The 16,881-nt window shown below is 74.4% G+C and carries 12 protein-coding genes and 1 pseudogene; 6 read left to right on the top strand and 7 right to left on the bottom strand.

Features of this window, described 5'->3' with window-relative positions:
* Positions 1 to 113 precede the first annotated feature (113 nt).
* Together IH61_RS0129270 and IH61_RS0129265 are read left to right on the top strand one after the other, a co-directional pair.
* The gene (locus IH61_RS0129270) at positions 114 to 1,445 is read left to right on the top strand and encodes an alpha/beta hydrolase fold domain-containing protein (RefSeq protein ID WP_078911484.1); all 1,332 of its coding nucleotides are present in this window, start codon (positions 114 to 116) and stop codon (positions 1,443 to 1,445) included.
* Between the two features lie 10 nt (positions 1,446 to 1,455).
* Positions 1,456 to 2,343, top strand: a complete 888-nt coding sequence (locus IH61_RS0129265; protein ID WP_031075259.1) for an LLM class flavin-dependent oxidoreductase — start codon at positions 1,456 to 1,458, stop codon at positions 2,341 to 2,343.
* Between the two features lie 58 nt (positions 2,344 to 2,401).
* On the opposite strand, the gene IH61_RS49745 is transcribed toward IH61_RS0129265, so the two are convergent.
* Positions 2,402 to 2,947, bottom strand: a complete 546-nt coding sequence (locus IH61_RS49745) for a TetR/AcrR family transcriptional regulator (protein WP_267884075.1) — start codon at positions 2,945 to 2,947, stop codon at positions 2,402 to 2,404.
* A gap of 113 nt (positions 2,948 to 3,060) precedes the next feature.
* Between IH61_RS49745 and IH61_RS0129255 the strand changes: the two genes are divergently transcribed.
* Positions 3,061 to 3,888, top strand: coding sequence for a class I SAM-dependent methyltransferase (locus tag IH61_RS0129255; RefSeq protein ID WP_031075255.1), 828 nt, complete (start codon positions 3,061 to 3,063; stop codon positions 3,886 to 3,888).
* Between the two features lie 31 nt (positions 3,889 to 3,919).
* Here IH61_RS0129255 and IH61_RS0129250 read toward each other — a convergent pair whose 3' ends face one another.
* Positions 3,920 to 4,993 (bottom strand): Gfo/Idh/MocA family protein, encoded by a 1,074-nt coding sequence (locus IH61_RS0129250; protein ID WP_031075253.1) that lies wholly within the window; start codon positions 4,991 to 4,993, stop codon positions 3,920 to 3,922.
* Positions 4,994 to 5,267: 274 nt separating this feature from the next.
* On the opposite strand from IH61_RS0129250, the gene IH61_RS0129245 reads away from it, so the two are divergent.
* From IH61_RS0129245 to IH61_RS0129235, 3 genes are all read left to right on the top strand, one after another.
* Positions 5,268 to 5,471 (top strand): hypothetical protein, encoded by a 204-nt coding sequence (locus tag IH61_RS0129245; protein ID WP_031075249.1) that lies wholly within the window; start codon positions 5,268 to 5,270, stop codon positions 5,469 to 5,471.
* 47 nt (positions 5,472 to 5,518) lie between these two features.
* Positions 5,519 to 6,868, top strand: coding sequence for a crotonyl-CoA carboxylase/reductase (ccrA, locus tag IH61_RS0129240; RefSeq protein WP_031075247.1), 1,350 nt, complete (start codon positions 5,519 to 5,521; stop codon positions 6,866 to 6,868).
* A 69-nt stretch (positions 6,869 to 6,937) separates the two neighbouring features.
* Positions 6,938 to 7,723 (top strand): thioesterase II family protein, encoded by a 786-nt coding sequence (locus IH61_RS0129235; protein WP_031075244.1) that lies wholly within the window; start codon positions 6,938 to 6,940, stop codon positions 7,721 to 7,723.
* Here the strand turns inward: IH61_RS0129235 and IH61_RS0129230 are convergent.
* The 5 genes and pseudogenes from IH61_RS0129230 to IH61_RS50410 form a co-directional block, all read right to left on the bottom strand.
* Positions 7,705 to 8,469 (bottom strand): 4'-phosphopantetheinyl transferase family protein, encoded by a 765-nt coding sequence (locus IH61_RS0129230; protein ID WP_063763294.1) that lies wholly within the window; start codon positions 8,467 to 8,469, stop codon positions 7,705 to 7,707. The two genes, IH61_RS0129235 and IH61_RS0129230, sit on opposite strands and share 19 nt — an antisense overlap.
* Positions 8,470 to 8,608: 139 nt before the next feature.
* Positions 8,609 to 8,896, bottom strand: coding sequence for a DUF5302 domain-containing protein (locus IH61_RS0129225; protein ID WP_031075238.1), 288 nt, complete (start codon positions 8,894 to 8,896; stop codon positions 8,609 to 8,611).
* Positions 8,893 to 10,503 (bottom strand): MFS transporter, encoded by a 1,611-nt coding sequence (locus IH61_RS0129220; protein ID WP_199823405.1) that lies wholly within the window; start codon positions 10,501 to 10,503, stop codon positions 8,893 to 8,895. The genes IH61_RS0129225 and IH61_RS0129220 overlap by 4 nt, the downstream gene beginning before the upstream one ends.
* A 145-nt stretch (positions 10,504 to 10,648) precedes the next feature.
* Positions 10,649 to 14,638: an SDR family NAD(P)-dependent oxidoreductase gene (locus IH61_RS43310; RefSeq protein WP_078911481.1), complete on the bottom strand. Its 3,990-nt coding sequence runs from the start codon at positions 14,636 to 14,638 to the stop codon at positions 10,649 to 10,651.
* A pseudogene (locus IH61_RS50410) lies at positions 14,634 to 16,850 on the bottom strand (type I polyketide synthase); the annotation flags it as partial. The gene IH61_RS43310 and the pseudogene IH61_RS50410, both read right to left, overlap by 5 nt.
* Positions 16,851 to 16,881 lie beyond the last annotated feature (31 nt).

Here is a 16,881-nt window from a genome sequence, read left to right as displayed (position 1 = left end):
CCGTGCGCTTACGCTCGCACTCCCGGACCGGCCAGGGGAAAGGCCGAATGCGCAAAGCGGTGATGCACGGATCGCATCACCACGTGCCGCGCACCCGCGAGATACTCACCCTCATGACCACTGCCGACGCGGACGAGGACCGACCGCGGGGGAAGCTGCTGCGGCTCCCCCAGGCACCCGACGCGATCGAACTGCGTCATCTGAGAGCGTTCGTCGCCGTCGCCGCCGAACTGCACTTCGGCCGGGCCGCAGCGCGGCTGTACGTGTCGCAGCCCGCGCTGAGCCGGCAGATCCGCTCACTCGAACGGCTCGTCGGCTGCGACCTGCTGCGCCGCTCCACCCATCAGGTGGAGCTCACTCCGGCCGGAGCCGTGCTGCTCGACCGCGCTCGCCGGATCATCGACGAGGTCGACGAGGCGGTCTCGGCGACGAGGTCGCTCGGCGGTGAACTCGCCGCCCGCATGGCCCGGTACTGGGAGCCGGTCGGTGACGCGACGGACCGGGAGCTCCTGGCGCTGCGAACCGCGTACGAGGCGCTGCACGCACAGTTCGCGCCGCCGCCCGAGGTGACCGTGCGGCCCGTCAACGCCGACGGCGTCCCGTCCCTCCTGCTCACGCCGCCGAACGAGGCGAGCGCCACGGTCCTGTTCCTGCACGGTGGCGCGTACATCAGCGGATCCGCCTTCGGCTACCGGCCGTTGGTCGGTGCCCTCGCCACCGAGTGCCGGGCCGGCGTCCTGCTGCCGGACTACCGACTGGCGCCGGAGCATCCGTATCCGGCAGCGGTCGAGGACGCCCTGTCCGCCTATCTCTGGCTCGTGGACAACGGGACCGCTCCGGGGGAGATCACCGTTGCCGGGGACTCCGCGGGCGCGCACCTGACGCTGTCCGCCCTACTCACCCTCAAACACCGCCAGTTGCCCATGCCCGGCCGGGTGGTGCTGCTCTGCCCGGGGGTCGACCTCGCCTGCCGATCCCTGGACGACGAACCGCACGAACCGCACGAACCCCGACCCGCGGCCATGACGGCCGAGGCGCTGCGCCGACGATTCATCACCGACTATCTTGCCGGTCACTCGACGGACGATCCCCTCGTCCGCCCGTTGACGGCCGACCTGGGCGGCCTGCCGCCGATGCTCGTCCAAGCGGGTACCGGTGATGCCCTTCTCGCGGACGCGCGCCAACTGGTGGACCGTGCGCGCGAAAGCGGCGTCGACGTCCGTCTGGAGCTCTATCCGGTGGCCACCCACAACTTCCACCTCTTCTGGTCCTTCCTGCCCGAAGCCGCCGACGCCCTCCGTCACGCGGGCCGCTTCGTCCGGAAGGCAGCCCACGGGCTCTCCACCCCGGCAGCGGCCGGAACCACTCCCGGCAGCTGGAACGGGACCGACGCGCCGCCCGCCGGAGACGCACGCCCCGGACACACCACCGGTGCGTCCGGCTAGGGTCGGCGGTATGCGACTGAGTACGGTGATCCTCCCCATCCACCGGTGGAGCGAGGGGCAGAAGGTCTGGCGGCGGGCCGAGGAGCTGGGGTTCCATGCGGCGTACACGTATGACCACCTGAGCTGGCGGTCCTTCCGCGAGGAGCCCTGGTTCGGGTCGGTGCCGACGTTGACGGCGGCGGCCTGCGCCACCGAGCGGATCAGGCTGGGGACGTTGGTGACCTCGCCGAACTTCCGGCATCCGGTGACCTTGGCGAAGGAGCTGATCACGCTGGACGACGTGTCCGACGGGCGGGTGACGCTGGGGGTCGGGGCCGGGGGGACGGGGTTCGACGCCACGGCGATGGGGCAGGAGTCGTGGTCGCCGAAGGAGCGGGCGGACCGGTTCGGGGAGTTCCTGCCGTTGCTGGACGAGTTGCTGAGGAGCGACTCCACGACGCGGGAGGGGGTGTACTACTCGGCGGTGGAGGCGCGGAACATCCCGGGCTGTGTGCAGACGCCGCGGCTGCCGTTCTACGTGGCCGCGACCGGGCCGCGCGGGCTGCGGCTGGCGGCCGAGTACGGGCAGGGGTGGGTGACGTACGGCGACCCGAAGGGCCCGGCGGACGTGCCGGTGGAGCAGGCGCCCGCGGTGATCGCGCAGCAGATCGGGAAGCTGGCCGCGGCCTGTGAGAAGGCGGGCCGGGACGTCCGTGAGCTGGAGAAGGTGTTGCTGCAGGGCTCGACGGCGGAGAAGCCGCTGGGGTCGCTGGACGCCTTCGTGGACTGGGCCGGGACGTACAAGGAGCTGGGCATCACCGAGCTGGTGATCCACTGGCCCGTCCCGGACTCCATCTTCGCCAACGATGCGGCCGTCTTCGAGCGCATCGCCACGGAGGGCCTCGCCCAGCTGGGCTGATCCGCCGCACCGTTTCCGGCCCGCCGACTGCCTGTCGGCGGGCCGGTGGCGTGTCCGGTCACAGGAGGGCGGCGACGAGGCGGGCGAGGAGGGCGTGCTGGGTGGCGGTGGGGGTGGTGGCGGTCATGAGGAGGTGGTGGGTGGTGGCGACGACGGCGAGGGCGAGCACGGGGCAGTCGGTGGTGGCGGGGAGGCGGCCGAGGCGCTGTTCGGCGGCGAGGTAGTCGGCGATGAGGCCTTCGGCGGGGTTGTCGTCGGACCAGTGGGCCCTGATGCGGGTGGCGACGGCGGGGCGGGAGAGGGCGGCGACGGTGAGGGCGGGGCCGTTGGTGCCGAGGAGGGTCTGGGCGGCCCGGGTGAGGTTGGCGGCGACCTCGCCGGTACCGGCCCGGGCGGGGAGGGGGGCGAGTTCCTCGGCGACGCGGTGGAAGCGGGTCAGGACGAGTTGGGCGACGAAGTCGTCGAGGTCGGTGAAGTGGCTGTAGAGCAGGCCCTTGGCGCAGCCGGCCTCCTCGGTGACGGCGCGGTTGGTCAGGCCGGCCGGGCCCTCGCGTTCCAGGACGCGTTCGGCGGCTTCGAAGAGCCGCTCCTTGACGTTGGGCACGGGCACTCCGCGAGGGGACAAGGTCGGTCTCCCTTAAGGGGGTTGAAAGTATGGGCGCGCGCCCATACCTTTGAATGAGCGCACGCCCATACTAGAGCGGCAGGAGCCGAGCGATGACGCGTCACCTCGTCAACAGCGAGCAGTCCCAAGCCTGGAACGGATACGAAGGCCGGCACTGGAGCGACCACGCCGACCGCTGGAACGCCGTCAACGGAGGCTTCAACGCGCCGCTGCTGGAGGCGGCGGCCGTGGGCCCCCGGGACCGGGTGCTCGACCTCGGCTGCGGCACCGGACAGACCAGCCGACTCGCGGCGCGGACGGCCGGCGGCGGGACGGTGCTCGGGCTCGACCTGTCCGGGCCGATGCTGGAGCGGGCACGGGAATCGGCGGCGCGGGAGGGGCTGGCGAACCTCGAGTTCCGGCAGGCGGACGTGCAGGTCGCGGAGCTGCCGGAGGGCGGGTTCGACGTGGCGATGAGCCGGTTCGGGGTCATGTTCTACCAGGACCCCGCCGCGGCCTTCGCCAACGTCGCGGCGGCGCTGCGGCCCGGCGGGCGGATCGCCTTCGTCTGCATGGCCGATCCCGCGCGCACGGACTGGGTGCACCTGTTCGCCGCGCTGGGCGACTTCACGCCGCCCACCGGCGGCGAGGGGCCGGGGATGTTCTCGCTCGCCGATCCGGGGTACGTGCGGGGGCTGCTCGGGGGCGCGGGCTTCGAGGAGGTCGCGGTCGAGCCGGTGGAGAAGGCGGGTGTCTGGGGTCGCGATGCGCGGGACGCGGCCTCGTTCCTGCTCAGCACCGGGCCGGCGCAGCACCTCCTGGGCGGGGCGGCCGAGCAGGCGCGGGAGGCGCTGACGGAGCGGCTGCGGGCGTACGAGGGCGCGGGCGGCGTGGAGTTGAGGACCTCGGCCTGGCTCGTGACGGGCGTCCGGCGGGGTTAGGGCGTCCGGGCCCGGCCCCGCCGGACAGGGGCTAGGAAGCGGAGCGGCGCACGGCGTCGAGGAGGCGGTGCAGGCTCACGGCCTCGTCGAAGGAGGGGACGGTGCGGCTGCCGGTGCGGATGTCCTCGGCGAGGGCCGCGTAGAGGCGGCCGACGTTGGAGGACTCGGCGTGCGGCGGGGAGGCGGGCAGGGGGACCTCCTGGAAGGCGCCGTCCTCGCCGAGGAGGAGGCGCAGATCGCCGATCTGGAGGCCGGCCGGGGCCTCGGGGCCGGTGGAGAGGAGGGCGAGGTCCCCCTCGGTGCCGGAGATCTCGACGCGGGTGCCCGCGTCCGTGGCCCGTCCGTCGTGGATGTGGGCGGACAGGACGCCTCCGCCGGTGAGGGTGGCGTTGAGCAGCAGGTGGTCGGGGCCGGTGGCCTCGACCACCTCGCCGGTCTCGACGACGGTCAGCACGGACTCCTGGAGGGAGAGGGCGGCCGAGAGGGCCTCGAGGTCGGCACCGAGCAGGTGCTTCACGGCGTCGAGGGTGTGGCCTCCGGCGACCTCGACGGTGCCGGCGCCGGTGGACGCGTCGACGGTGTAGGCGGCCCAGGCCGGGATCCGGCCGCGGGCGCCCTTGGGGCGGCTGGCGTGGACGGTGACGGAGGTGATGCGGCCGAGGCGGCCGGCCGCTATCAGTTCGCGGGCCCGGACGACGGCCGGGGCGTAGCGGCCCTGGAGGCCGATGGCGTGGTGGACGCCGGCGGCGCGGGCCTCGGCGGCGAGGGCGAGGGCCTCCTCGGTGGTGACGCTGAGCGGCCATTCGCAGTAGACGTGCTTTCCGGCGGCGAGGGCGGCGCCGACGAGTTCGAGGTGCGCGGGGACCTTCACCGTGACGGCGACCAGGTCCACCTCGGGGTGCTCGGCCAGCTGCCGGGCATCGGTGAACGCGTGGTCGGCGCCGAAGAGTTCGGCCGCGGCGCGGGCGCTCTCGGGGCGGCTGGTGCCGACCGCGGTGAGCCGGTAGTCGGGCAGGGCGGCCAGCGCCGGGACGTGGGCCCGGGCGGCCCAACCCCGGTCGGGGCTCGCGCCGATGACACCCACGCGGATCTGCTGCCGTTCCATGACGAGCCCCCCGGAAGCCACCCGGACAGGAATTGTCCGGTTCCCGGAAAGACTGTATGCCAACTCCTCACCGCCCGTCAGGAGATACCGATGATGCCGCTGTGACCGATGGGGCTATCCGTTCGCTATCGACGGGCAGTCGCCCGGGCTTCGGCGGTGGAGGACCGCTCGAAAGGGGGTCGATGGCGGTTCCCGGTTGTCTGTTCACCACGAGGACGGAACAGCAGCCGGTCCTCGGGGACGAACCACCACACCACAGCACGGAGGAACCGAGATGTTCGACACCACCAAGAAGCTCCGCAAGGTCGCCGGCGCCGTCGCGGGCACCGCCCTCGCCGGTCTGGTCGGTCTCGGCGTCGTCAACCCCACCCTCACCGACGACACCCACTGGGGCGCCGGCGCCACCGACACCGTCGTCACCACCACCTCGGGTGCCGCCGGCGGCCCCGTCAAGCCGGCCGACACCCACTGGGGCTGAGCCTCCGTCACCACCACGCTGGCAGCGGCCGATCACGAGGGGGACCGATGGAAGAGATCATCAGCACCATCCAGGCCGACACCGCCACCGCCGCGGACTTCGCGGCGCTGAGGCTTCCCGAGTCCTACCGGGGCGCGGTGGTGCTCAAGGACGAGGCCGGGATGTTCGAGGGGATGGCCTCGCGGGACAAGGACCCGGGCAAGTCCCTGCGCGTCCAGGACGTCCCCACTCCCCCGCTCGGCCCCGGCGAGGCGATCGTCGCCGTGATGGCCAGCGCGGTGAACTACAACACCGTCTGGAGCGCCGTCTTCGAACCGGTGCCCACCTTCGGGTTCCTGGAGCGCTACGGCCGCACCCGGCCCGGCGCCGCGCACCACGACCGCCCGTACCACGTCGTCGGCTCCGACCTGTCCGGCGTGGTGCTGCGCACCGGCCCCGGGGTGACCCGCTGGCAGCCCGGCGACCGGGTGGTGGCGCACTGCCTCTCCGTCGAGCTCGAGTCCGCGGACGGCCACGGCGACACCATGCTCGACCCCGAACAGCGGATCTGGGGCTACGAGACCAACTACGGCGGCCTCGCCGAACTCGCCCTGGTCAAGGCCAACCAGCTGATGCCCAAGCCCGAGCACCTCACCTGGGAGGAGGCGGCCTGCTCCGGGCTGGTGAACTCCACCGCCTACCGGCAGCTCGTCTCCCGCAACGGCGCCGGCATGAAGCAGGGCGACGTGGTGCTGATCTGGGGCGCGGGCGGGGGCCTCGGCTCCTACGCCACCCAACTCGCCCTCAACGGCGGGGCGATCCCGGTCTGCGTCGTCTCCGACGAGCACAAGGCGCGGCTCGTCCGGTCGATGGGCGCCGAGCTGGTCATCGACCGGGCCCGGGAGGGCTACCGGTTCTGGAAGGACGAGCACACCCCCGACCCCCGCGAGTGGAAGCGCCTGGGCGCCCGCATCCGCGAACTCACCGGCGGGGACGACCCGGACGTCGTCTTCGAGCACCCCGGCCGGGAGACCTTCGGCGCCAGCGTCTACGTCGCCCGGCGCGGCGGCACCATCGTCACCTGCGCCTCCACCTCCGGCTTCCAGCACCAGTTCGACAACCGCTACCTGTGGACCTCGCTCAAGCGCGTCGTCGGCACCCACTTCGCCAACTACCGCGAAGCCTGGGAGGCCAACCGCCTGATCGCCCGCGGCATGGTGCACCCCACCCTGTCCGTCACCCACCCGCTCGACGAGGTCGGCGAGGCCGCCCGCGCCGTGCACCGCAACCTGCACAGCGGAAAGGTCGGCGTGCTCGGCCTCGCCCCGCGCACCGGGCTGGGCGTGCGTGACCACGAGCTGCGCGCCCGGCACCTGCCGGCCATCGACCGCTTCCGCGGCGACACCACCCCGAAGTAGCACCGACCCCCATCTGCCGGTCGGTCCACGTCCCAACGCCCGTAGGCCCGTTCCGAGGAGGAGCCGCGCATGACCACCGCCACCGAGGACTCCCTCTGGGCCCGGACCTACCACCCCGCGCCGGACGGGCGCAGCCAGCTGGTCTGCTTCCCGCACGCCGGCGGCTCGGCCAGCTTCTTCTACCCGCTCTCGGCCGACCTCGCCGCCGTCACCGAGGTCGTGGCCGTGCAGTACCCCGGCCGCCAGGACCGCCACGACGAGACCGCGCCCAGCGACATCGGCGTCCTCGCCGACCTCGTCTACCGGGCGCTGCGGCCCCGGCTGGCCGCCCGGCCCACCACCCTGTTCGGCCACAGCATGGGCTCCGTCGTCGCCTTCGAGGTCGCCCGCCGGATGGAGGCGGACGGGCTGGAGCCGGTGCACCTGTTCGCCTCCGGCCGCGGCGGCCCGTCCGTGCCGCGCACCGGCACCGTCCACCTGCGCGACGACGCGGGCATCGTCGCCGAACTCCAGGGCCTCGCCGGGACGGACGCCACGCTGCTCGCCGACGAGGACTTCCTGCGGATGGTCATGCCGGCCCTGCGCGCGGACTACACCGCCGTGGAGACGTACCGCTGCGCCGCCGACGCCACCCTGCGCTGCCCGATCACCGCGCTCAACGGCGACGCCGACCCCAAGGCGCCGTACGAGGAGGTGCTGCTGTGGGGCCGGCACACCACCGGGGGCTTCGCGACGCGGGACTTCCCGGGTGGGCACTTCTACCTCGTCGAGCAGGCCGCCGTGGTGACGGACGTCCTGCGCCGCCACCTGACGGGCCGGGCCACGAGCCCTGTGGTTCAGAGCACGGCACCGTAACCCCCCAGCCGGGGCGCCCCGATCGATGCCCCCTGGGGCGCCCCTATTGCCACCTGCGGCCGGGCCGTGCGGGCGGGCGCGAGCGTGACCACCGTGGTCAGCAGCAGCCCGCCGCGCACCAGCCAGCGGCCCGAGTAGTCCGCGCGCAGCCCCAACTCCCGCTCCAGCGGGGTGAGGAGGAGGTGCGCGCGGAACGAGCCCTCCCCGCCGCCGAGCGGAGCGCCGAAGGTGACGTCCGCGTCGAAGAAGTCCAGGATGCGCCGGCCCTGCGGGAACCACGCCTTGTAGACGCTCTCCTTCGCGCTGAACAGCAGCCGCCCCCAGTTCACCGGCTCGGCGGCGGCCTGCTCCAGGTCCAGCAGCCGGGCGTGCTCCGCCGGGGAGGCGATCGACTCCAACAGGTCCTCGGGCAACGGCAGATCGGGCTCCACGTCGATGCCCAGCGCCAGCACGTCCGCCGACCTGGCCACCGCCGCCGCCCGGTAGTGCGTCGAATGGGTGATGCTGCCCAGCACCCCCGCCGGCCAGCGCGGCTCCCCCAGCGGCCCCGGCGGCACCGCCACCGGCGGCAGCCCCAGCCGGGCCAGCGCCCGGCGGGCGCACAGCCGCGCCGTGGTGAACTCGCGCCGCCGGGACTCCACCGCCCGGGCGATCTGCGCCGCCTCCTCCGGGTAGAGCGGGCCCTCCAGGCTGTCGTTGAACGCCTCGGCCGAGGCCACCTCGGCAGGCAGGATGTCTTCAATCACGGCACCTCACACACCTTCACAGTTCGAGGAATCGAGTCGGACGGGCGGCGGAGGGGAGCCCTCGTCCGGGCCCCCTCTCCCGCCGCCCGTACCGGAGCCGCGCCGTACTCACGCGCTACTTCGGTCAACTGCTCGCGGCTCAGCCGGTCTTGCGGCGGAAGCTGCGCTTGCGGGCGGCCGGGCCGTGCAGGTCGCCGACCTTGCTGCGGCCGGCCTGCTGCGCCTCGCGGGCCTGGCCGGCGGAGCCCTTCTGGCCCAGCGCCTCCCGGAAGCGGGCGCGCAGGTCGTCCTGCGGAGCGGCGGCGGCAGCGGTGAGCTTGGCGGACGCGGACTGGTTGGTGGCGGACATACGGACCTCCGTGGTGAGTGGACGGAACAGCGGGTGGAAGGCGGACAGCGGGGCGACGGTGGTTCTGGACCCGGTCATGCGGGGGCTCCTTCTGCGGGTTTGGTGGCGGAATCGGAGGAGGAATCGGTAGCGGGGGCCGGGAGGAGGCGGCTCAGGAGGGCGGTGAGCGCGAAGGCGCCGGCGTTGTACCAGAGCGTCGCGCCGGTGGCGGAGCAGAAGCGGTCGATCCGGGCCGGGTCGAGGACGTCGGTCGCGACGTCCCCGGTGGCCGCGAGGAAGATCGCGCCGACCACCGCGACCCCGGCCGCCGAGCCGAACTGGGTGACGGCGTTGACGACCCCCGAGCCCGCGCCCGAGTCCTGCGGCGGCACCTCGCTGAGCACCGTCGAGGCCAGCACCGGCGAGCAGAGGCCCATCCCGAAGCCGACCACCAGCTCCGCGCCGGCCACCTGCCACCAGGACAGGTCGGCCCCGGCCGTACGGACCGCCGCCATCAGCAGCAGCGACCCGGCCGCCATCACCGCCGCGCCCGCGCCGACGAACAGCCGGCCGCGCCGCATCCCGTGCCGCCAGGCGATCTGGAAGGTCACCGCGATGCCCACCGGCCAGGCCGCCGTCGCCAGGGCCGTCCGCAGCACCGACCAGCCCAGGCCGTACTGCAGGTGGTACGTGAGGATCAGCGCCAGCGAACCGATGCCGGTGAAGGCCAGCAGCGTCACCGCCAGCCCGACCGCGAAGCTGCGCCGGGCGAACAGCGGCGGCGGCACCAGCGCGCTGCCGTCCCGGGCGTGCCGACGGCGCTGGTGGCGGGCGAAGAGGACCAGCAGGACGGGCGCCGCGAGAACGCTCAGCAGCATCCAGGCGGGCCAGCCCTGCTCGCGGCCCTGCACCAGCGGGTACATCAGGGCGAACGCGGCCGCGGTGAGCAGCGCGACGCCGGGCAGGTCGAGCCGGGCCGGACCCTCCTGCCGGTTCTCCGGCAGCAGGCGGGCGGCGAGCGCCGTGATCAGCAGCCCCAGCGGCACGTTGACCAGGAAGATCACCCGCCAGCCGAGGCCGAAGAGGTCCAGCCCGGTGAGCAGCCCGCCGAGCAGCGGGCCGCCGACACTGCCGAGGGTCAGCGCCGCGCCGAGGACGGCGAAGGCGACCGGCCACTCCTTGGGCCGGAACAGCGTGACGATCACCGACATCACCTGCGGAACCATCAGCGCGGCCGTCAGGCCCTGCAACAGCCGGGCGGCGATGAGGAGTTCGGCGTTCGGCGCGAAGCCGCAGACGGCCGAGGCGAGGGTGAAGCCGACCACCCCGGCGAGGAACACCCGCTTGCGGCCGTGGATGTCGCCGAGGCGGCCGCCGGTGATCAGGAAGAGCGAGAAGGCGAGGGCGTAACCGGCCAGCGTCCACTGGGCGGTGGCGAACTCGGCGCCCAGGTCGCGCTGCACGGCGGGCAGGACGACGGTGACGATGTTGACGTCGAGGCTGTCCAGGAAGGAGGCGCCGGTAACGACGGCGAGGAGCAGCCAGCGCAGGCGCAGGGGGGCGCCGGCCGGGGCTTCGTCGGTCGGGGCTTCGTCGGTCGGGGCTTCCTCGGCCAGGGCTTCCTCGGCCAGGGCTTCGTCGGTCGGGCTGGTGGCGGGAGGCGGTGCGGCGGCGGGCCGCACGGCCTCCTGCACGGTGGTGGACACGGTGGGGACCTCCCGGGTCGGTCGGTACGGCGGCGGCCGGGCGCTCCCTCCTCGGGGAGCGCCCGGCCGCCGCGGGTCGGGGGTGGTTGTCAGGGGTCACACGTCAGAGGTCGCAGGTCAGAGGTCGCAGGTCAGAGGTCGCAGGTCAGAGCGCGCGCCCGAGGACGGCGTCCAGGGCCTGGTCCATCTCGTCGATGGTCAGTTCCTCCGCCAGCCGCAGCGCGTCCGGCTGCCCTCCCGCCGGGGCGGTCTGCGGAACGCCGGCGAGTTCGAGCAGCTGGGCGAGCAGTCCGCTGCGGCTCAGTTCGTCCGCCGGGATCCGCGACAGCGCCCAGCGGGCGGCCTGCTCCGGCTCCTGCGGCGGGGCGCCGTACTGCTGGGGCTGAGGCTCCTCGGGGCGGGCGGCGCCGAAGTCCAGCCGGACGTTGAGGAAGTCCGCGATGGCCTGCGGCGTCGGGTAGTCGAAGGCCAGGGTGCTGGGCAGCGGCACCTGCGCGTGGGCCGAGAGCCGGTTGCGCAGCTCGACGGCCATCAGCGAGTCCCAGCCGTGGTCGCGCAGCGGCTGCTCGGCCCGGACGGTCTCGATGCCGGACAGGCCGAGGACCGCCGCCACCTCCTGCTGGACGAGCAGGGTGAGCGCCGCGATCCGCTCCGGGCCGTCGAGGCCCGCCAGCCGCTCGCGCAGCCCGTCCGCCGCGGCCGCCTCGGAGCGGCCGGCCCGGCGCAGCGGGGTGCGAAGCAACGCCCGCAGCAGCGGCGGGAGTTCGGGTCCCTCCATGCCGGCGCCGCGCTGCAGCCGGTCCAGGTCGAGGCGCAGCGGGACGAGATGCGGCTCCGGCCGTCCGAGCGCCGCGTCGAACAGGGCGAGCCCCTGCTCGACGCTGAGCGCCTGGGCGCCCTGGCGGCGCATCCGGCCCAGTTCGGCGTCGCCGAGGTGGGCGGTCAGGCCCGTGCCGCCCTGCTCCCACAGGCCCCAGGCCAGGCTGGTGCCCGGCAGGCCACGGCGGGTGCGGTGGGCGGCCAGGGCGTCCAGGTAGGCGTTGGCCGCCGCGTAGTTGCTCTGCCCCGGGGAGCCGAGCGTGCCGGCGACGGAGGAGAACAGCACGAACGCGGCGAGGTCCAGGCCGCCGGTCAGCTCGTGCAGGTGGCGGGCGCCGTCGACCTTCGGGGCGAGGACGCGGCCGAACCGCTCGGCCGTCTGGTTCACCACCACGCCGTCGTCGATGACGGCGGCCAGGTGGACCACCCCGGTCAGCGGGTGGCCGGGGTCGACGGCCGCCAGGGCCGCCGCGACCTGGGCGCGGTCCGCGACATCGCAGGCCAGCACCCGGACGGACTCGGCGCCTGCCGCGCGCAGCTCGTCCACCAGCTCCCGCGTCCCCTCGGCGGCCGGACCGCGCCGCGAGGTCAGCAGGAGGTGGCGGACGCCGTGCCCGGTCACCAGGCGTCGGGCGACCAGCCGGCCCAGCTCGCCGGTGCCGCCGGTCACCAGGACGGTGCCGGTCGGGGCGAGGGGGCGCGGCGAGGTCAGCACCAGCTTGCCGATGTGCCGGCCCTGCGCCATGAAGCGGAAGGCGTCCGCCGCGCGGCGCACGTCGTACGACGCGTACGGCAGCGGGGCGATGACCCGGCGGGCGAGCAGGTCGGCGACCTCGGTGAGCATCTGGAGGATGCGCTCCGGGCCGGCGTCCATCAGGTCGAACGCCCGGTAGAGGACGCCCGGGTGCGCGGCGGCGACCTGCTCCGCCTGCCGGATGTCCGTCTTGCCCATCTCCAGGAAGCGGCCCGCGCGCGGCTCGAGGAGCCTGAGCGAGGCGTCGACGAACTCGCCGGTGAGGGAGTTCAGGACGAGGTCGAAGCCGCTGCCGTCCTGGTGGAAGGCGGTTTCGAACCCGGTGTCGCGGGAGGAGGCGATCCGCTCCTGCGGCAGGCCGAGCCGGCGCAGCGTCGGCCACTTGCCCGCGCTGGCCGTGCCCCAGACCTCGGCGCCGAAGTGCCGGGCCAGCTGGACGGCCGCCATGCCGACGCCGCCGGCCGCCGCGTGCACCAGCACCCGCTCGCCGGCGGTGAGACCGCCGAGCTCGAGGAGCCCGTGGTAGGCGGTCAGGAAGGCCAGCGGGACGGTCGCGGCCTCGGCGAAGCCGATCCCGTCCGGGATCCGCACCATCATCCGGCCGTCGGCCCGGGCCTCGGTGCCGAAGGTGCCGACGGTCAGGCCCATCACCCGGTCGCCGGGGTTCAGGTGGGCGACGCCCGGCCCGGTCTCCAGGACCACGCCCGCGCACTCCAGGCCCAGCTGGGGGGCGTGGACCATGTCGAGCGCGTTGAGGACGTCCCGGAAGTTCAGGCCGGAGGCGTGCACCCGCAGGCGGATCTCGTGCTCGCCGAGCGGGCCGTCGTCCCCGACCGGGACGAGGGCGAAGGTGTCCAGGCGGCCCTTCTCCCGGATGTCCAGGTGCCAGGCGTCCACGCCGGGCGGCGGGAGGAGGACCGAGTCGGCGCTCTGCGCGGCCGGCGCCGTACGGACCGGGCGCAGGCGCGGGGTCAGGACGGCGGTGCCGCGTACGGCCAGCTCGGGCTCGTCCTCGACGGCGAGGGCCTGGGCGAGGGCGTCGGTGAGGGCGGCCTCGCCCGGCCCGTTGTCGCCGTCGGGGTCGAGGTCGAGCAGGCGCAGGCGCCGCTCCGGGTGCTCGGCCCGGACGGACCGCAGCAGGCCCCACAGCGCGGCCTGCTCCGGCCGGGCCACCTCGTCCTCGGGCCGGGCCGGGACGGCGCCCCGGGTCAGCCAGACGACCTCGGTGGCGGCGAAGCGGACGTCGCCGACCAGGAGCTTGACCTGCTCCAGGGCGGTGACCACCGACTCCCGCGTGGCGTCGACGAGCAGGCGGGCGGGGACAGCCGGGCGGGTGAGCACGGCCTCCAGGCCGGGCACGGCGGGCAGGCCGAGCGAGGAGGCGAGGGCGGCGCCGATCACGACGGTGTCGGGGGCCGCACGCTCGGCGTCCCGCTGCGGAAGCGGCTGGAACTCGACCCGGTACAGGTGCTCCGCACCGGCCGACGCGGCGCCGCCGCGCAGCTGCTCCGCCCGGGCCCGCTGGACCTCCAGCGTGCCCGCGACGAGCACCGGCTCGCCCGCCGCGTCCGTCACCTCGACGCGGGCGGCCAGGCCCTCGGTCAGCTCGACGCGCACGAGCAGCTCGGTGCTGTCCGTCGCGTGGAGGGTGACGTCCGACCAGGCGAAGGGCAGCAGGACGGTGCCCTCCTCGGCGTCCGCGCTGCCGGTGTCCGCGCCGTCTGCCTCCACTCCCGCGAGGGTGTGCAGGGCCGCGTCCAGCAGCGCCGGGTGGACGGCGTGCCCGTCCACGCTCAACCCCTCGGGCAGCACCACCCGGCCGTACGCCACGCGCCCGCCCGGGCTGCGGTGCAGCTCGGTGAGGCCGCGGAACGCCGGGCCGTAGCCGAGGCCCTGCCCCGCCAGGCCGCTGTAGAGGGCGTCCAGCGGGACGGGCTCGGTGCCGGGGGCGGGCCAGGTGGGCCGGTCCTCGGTGATGGGCTCGGCGGCGTCCTCGACCAGGCGGCCCTCGGCGTGCAGGGTCCACGGCGCGTCGGCGGCCGCCGACTCCGGCTGGCTGTGGATCTCGACCGTACGGCCGCCGTCCTCCCCCGCCGGGCCGACCTTCACCTGGAGCCGCAGCCCCTCGGCCGACGGCAGCACCATCGGCTGGGCGAGCGTCAGCTCGGCCACCCGGCGCGCCCCCACCTGGTGGGCGGCGGACAGCGCCAGGTCCAGCAGACCGGCACCCGGCACGAGCACCGCGCCGAAGACGGCGTGGTCCCCCAGCCACGGCTGGTCGGCGAGCGACACCCGCCCACTGAGCAGGTACCCCTCGCCGCCCGCCAGCGCCGTCACCGCCGCCAGCCACGGGTGCGCGGCCGCGACCAGCCCCGAGGAACGGGCGTCCCGGCCCGCCTTCGGGGCGTCGAGCCAGTACGGGCGGCGCGGCGGCGGTGAGCAGGGCGGTCGGCTCGTCCTCGGTGGCGCGCAGGGAGGCGGCGAAGACCGCGTCGTCCAGGCAGGCGGCGCCCATGGCGGAGAGGACTCCGGAGGGGCCGCACTCCAGGAACTCGACCGCATCCGCGTCACCACTGACCACGGTCTGCGTCGGGGAGTTGACACCCGCGACCGCGACACGGCCCTCGAGAGCGGCGAGGACCTCCTCCTCGCTCGCCTCGATCGACGCCATCGCGCCGCCGCTCTCGCAGGACTGCATCAGCCGCCCGCGCGCCACGACCAGACGCGCAGCGTCGTCCAGGGACAGGACCCCCGCGACATGGGCGGCAGCGAGCTCACCCACCGAGTGCCCGGCCACAGCAGCCGGAACAACACCCCAGGACTCCCACAGACGGAACAACGCCACCTCGACGGCGAACAGCGCCGGCTGAGTGAACTCCGTCCGGTCCAGCACCGCCGCGTCCTCCCCGAAGATCACCTCCTGGAGGGGGCGGGCGGTGTAGCGGTCCAGGGCGGTCAGAACCTCGTCGAACGCCACGCGGAACGCGGGCGAGGACTCGTACAACCCACGCCCCATCCCCAGGCGCTGGCTCCCCTGCCCGGTGAACAGCACCGCAAGGCCCTGCCCGCTCGGGGCGTTCGCGACCGTACCGGCGGCCGGACGGCCTTCGGCCAGGCTGCGCAGGGCCACCACCGTGTCGGCCGTGGTGGCGGCGAGGACGGCGGCGCGGTGGTCGAAGTGGGTGCGGTGATGGGCGGCGGTAGCGGCCACGGCGGCTAGCGGGGTGGCCGGGTTCGCGTCGAGCCAGTCGGCCCAGCGGGCAGCCTGCTCGCGCAGGGCGGTCTCGTCGCGGCCGGAGAGGAGGACGGGGAGAGGGGTCGTCGGTTCGGTCGACTCGGTCGGCTCGGTCGGGCGGGTGGCGGTCGGGGCCTCCTCGAGGATCAGGTGGCTGCCGTCCCACTCGATGTGCGGGCTGGGCTCGTCGGCGTGGAGCGTGCGCGGGAGGGTGCCGTGTTCGAGGGCGAGGACCATCTTGATCACGCCGATGACACCGGCGGCGGCCTGGGCGTGCCCGATGTTGGACTTGGAGGAGCCCAGGAGGAGGGGCCGGTCGGTGGGGCGGTTCGGGCCGAAGACCTCGGCCAGCGCGCCCGCTTCGATCGGGTCACCGAGGGAGGTGCCGGTGCCGTGGGCCTCGACCGCGTCGATGTCCGCCGGGGTGAGGCGGGCGGCGGCCAGGGCGTCCTGGATGACGCGCTGCTGGGAGGGGCCGTTGGGGGCGGTGAGGCCCTGGCTGCGGCCGTCCTGGTTGATGGCACTGCCACGAATGACGGCGAGGACGCGATCTCCGTCCCGCTCGGCGGCGGACAGCCGCTTCAGGACGAGCACGCCACAGCCCTCGGCCCACCCCGCGCCGTCCGCGTCGGCGCCGAAGCTCTTGCAACGCCCGTCCGAGGCCATGCCCTTGAGGCGGCTGAACTCGACGAACAGCGCCGGGGTGTTCATGACGGTGACGCCACCGACGAGGGCGAGGTCGCACTCGCCCTGGCGGAGCGCCGACACGGCGAGGTGGGTCGCGACGAGGGAGGAGGAGCAGGCCGTGTCCACGGTGACCGCCGGGCCCTGGAGCCCGAGCGCGTACGAGACGCGGCCGGAGACGACGCTGCTCGCGTTGCCCGTGCTCATGTAGCCGTCCAGGACTTCGAGTTGACGTCCCTCGTGGCTGCCGTAGTCCGAGCTCATGGCTCCCAGGTAGACGCCGGTGCGGGTGCCCTCCAGGCTGCCCGGGCGGACGCCCGCGCGCTCCAGGGCCTCCCAGCTGGCCTCCAGGACGAGCCGCTGCTGAGGGTCCATGGACTGAGCCTCGCGCGGGCTGATGCCGAAGAACGCGGCGTCGAACTGGTCGACGTTCTCCAGGAATCCGCCCTCGCGGGCGTAGCTCTTGCCGACCGCGTCCGGGTCGGGGTCGAACAGGTCCAGGCCCTGCCAGCGCTGGGGGAAGCCGCCGATGGCGTCGCCACCGGCGAGGATGAGGTCCCAGAAGCCTTCCGGGGTGTCGATCCCGCCGGGCAGGCGGCAAGCCATGGAGACAACGGCGATGGGGTCGTCGGCCTGCGCGCCCGGGGTGACGCGGACGGGGGCCCGGTCGGCCTTGGTGCCCAGGTCGAGACGGTCGAGGATCAGGCCGGCGATGGCGGTGGGGGTCGGGTAGTCGAAGGCGAGGGTGGAGGGGAGGGTCAGGCCGGTCTCGGCGGCGAGGCGGCGGCGCAGTTCGACGGCCATGAGGGAGTCGAGGCCGAGTTCCTTGAAGACCTGGTGAGCGCCGAGGGCTTCGGGCCCTCCGCCGACGCCGAGGACGGCGGCG

This window comes from Streptomyces sp. NRRL WC-3742 (assembly GCF_000720635.1).
GTDB lineage: Bacteria > Actinomycetota > Actinomycetes > Streptomycetales > Streptomycetaceae > Kitasatospora.
This window is presented reverse-complemented; position numbering and strand designations above follow the sequence as displayed.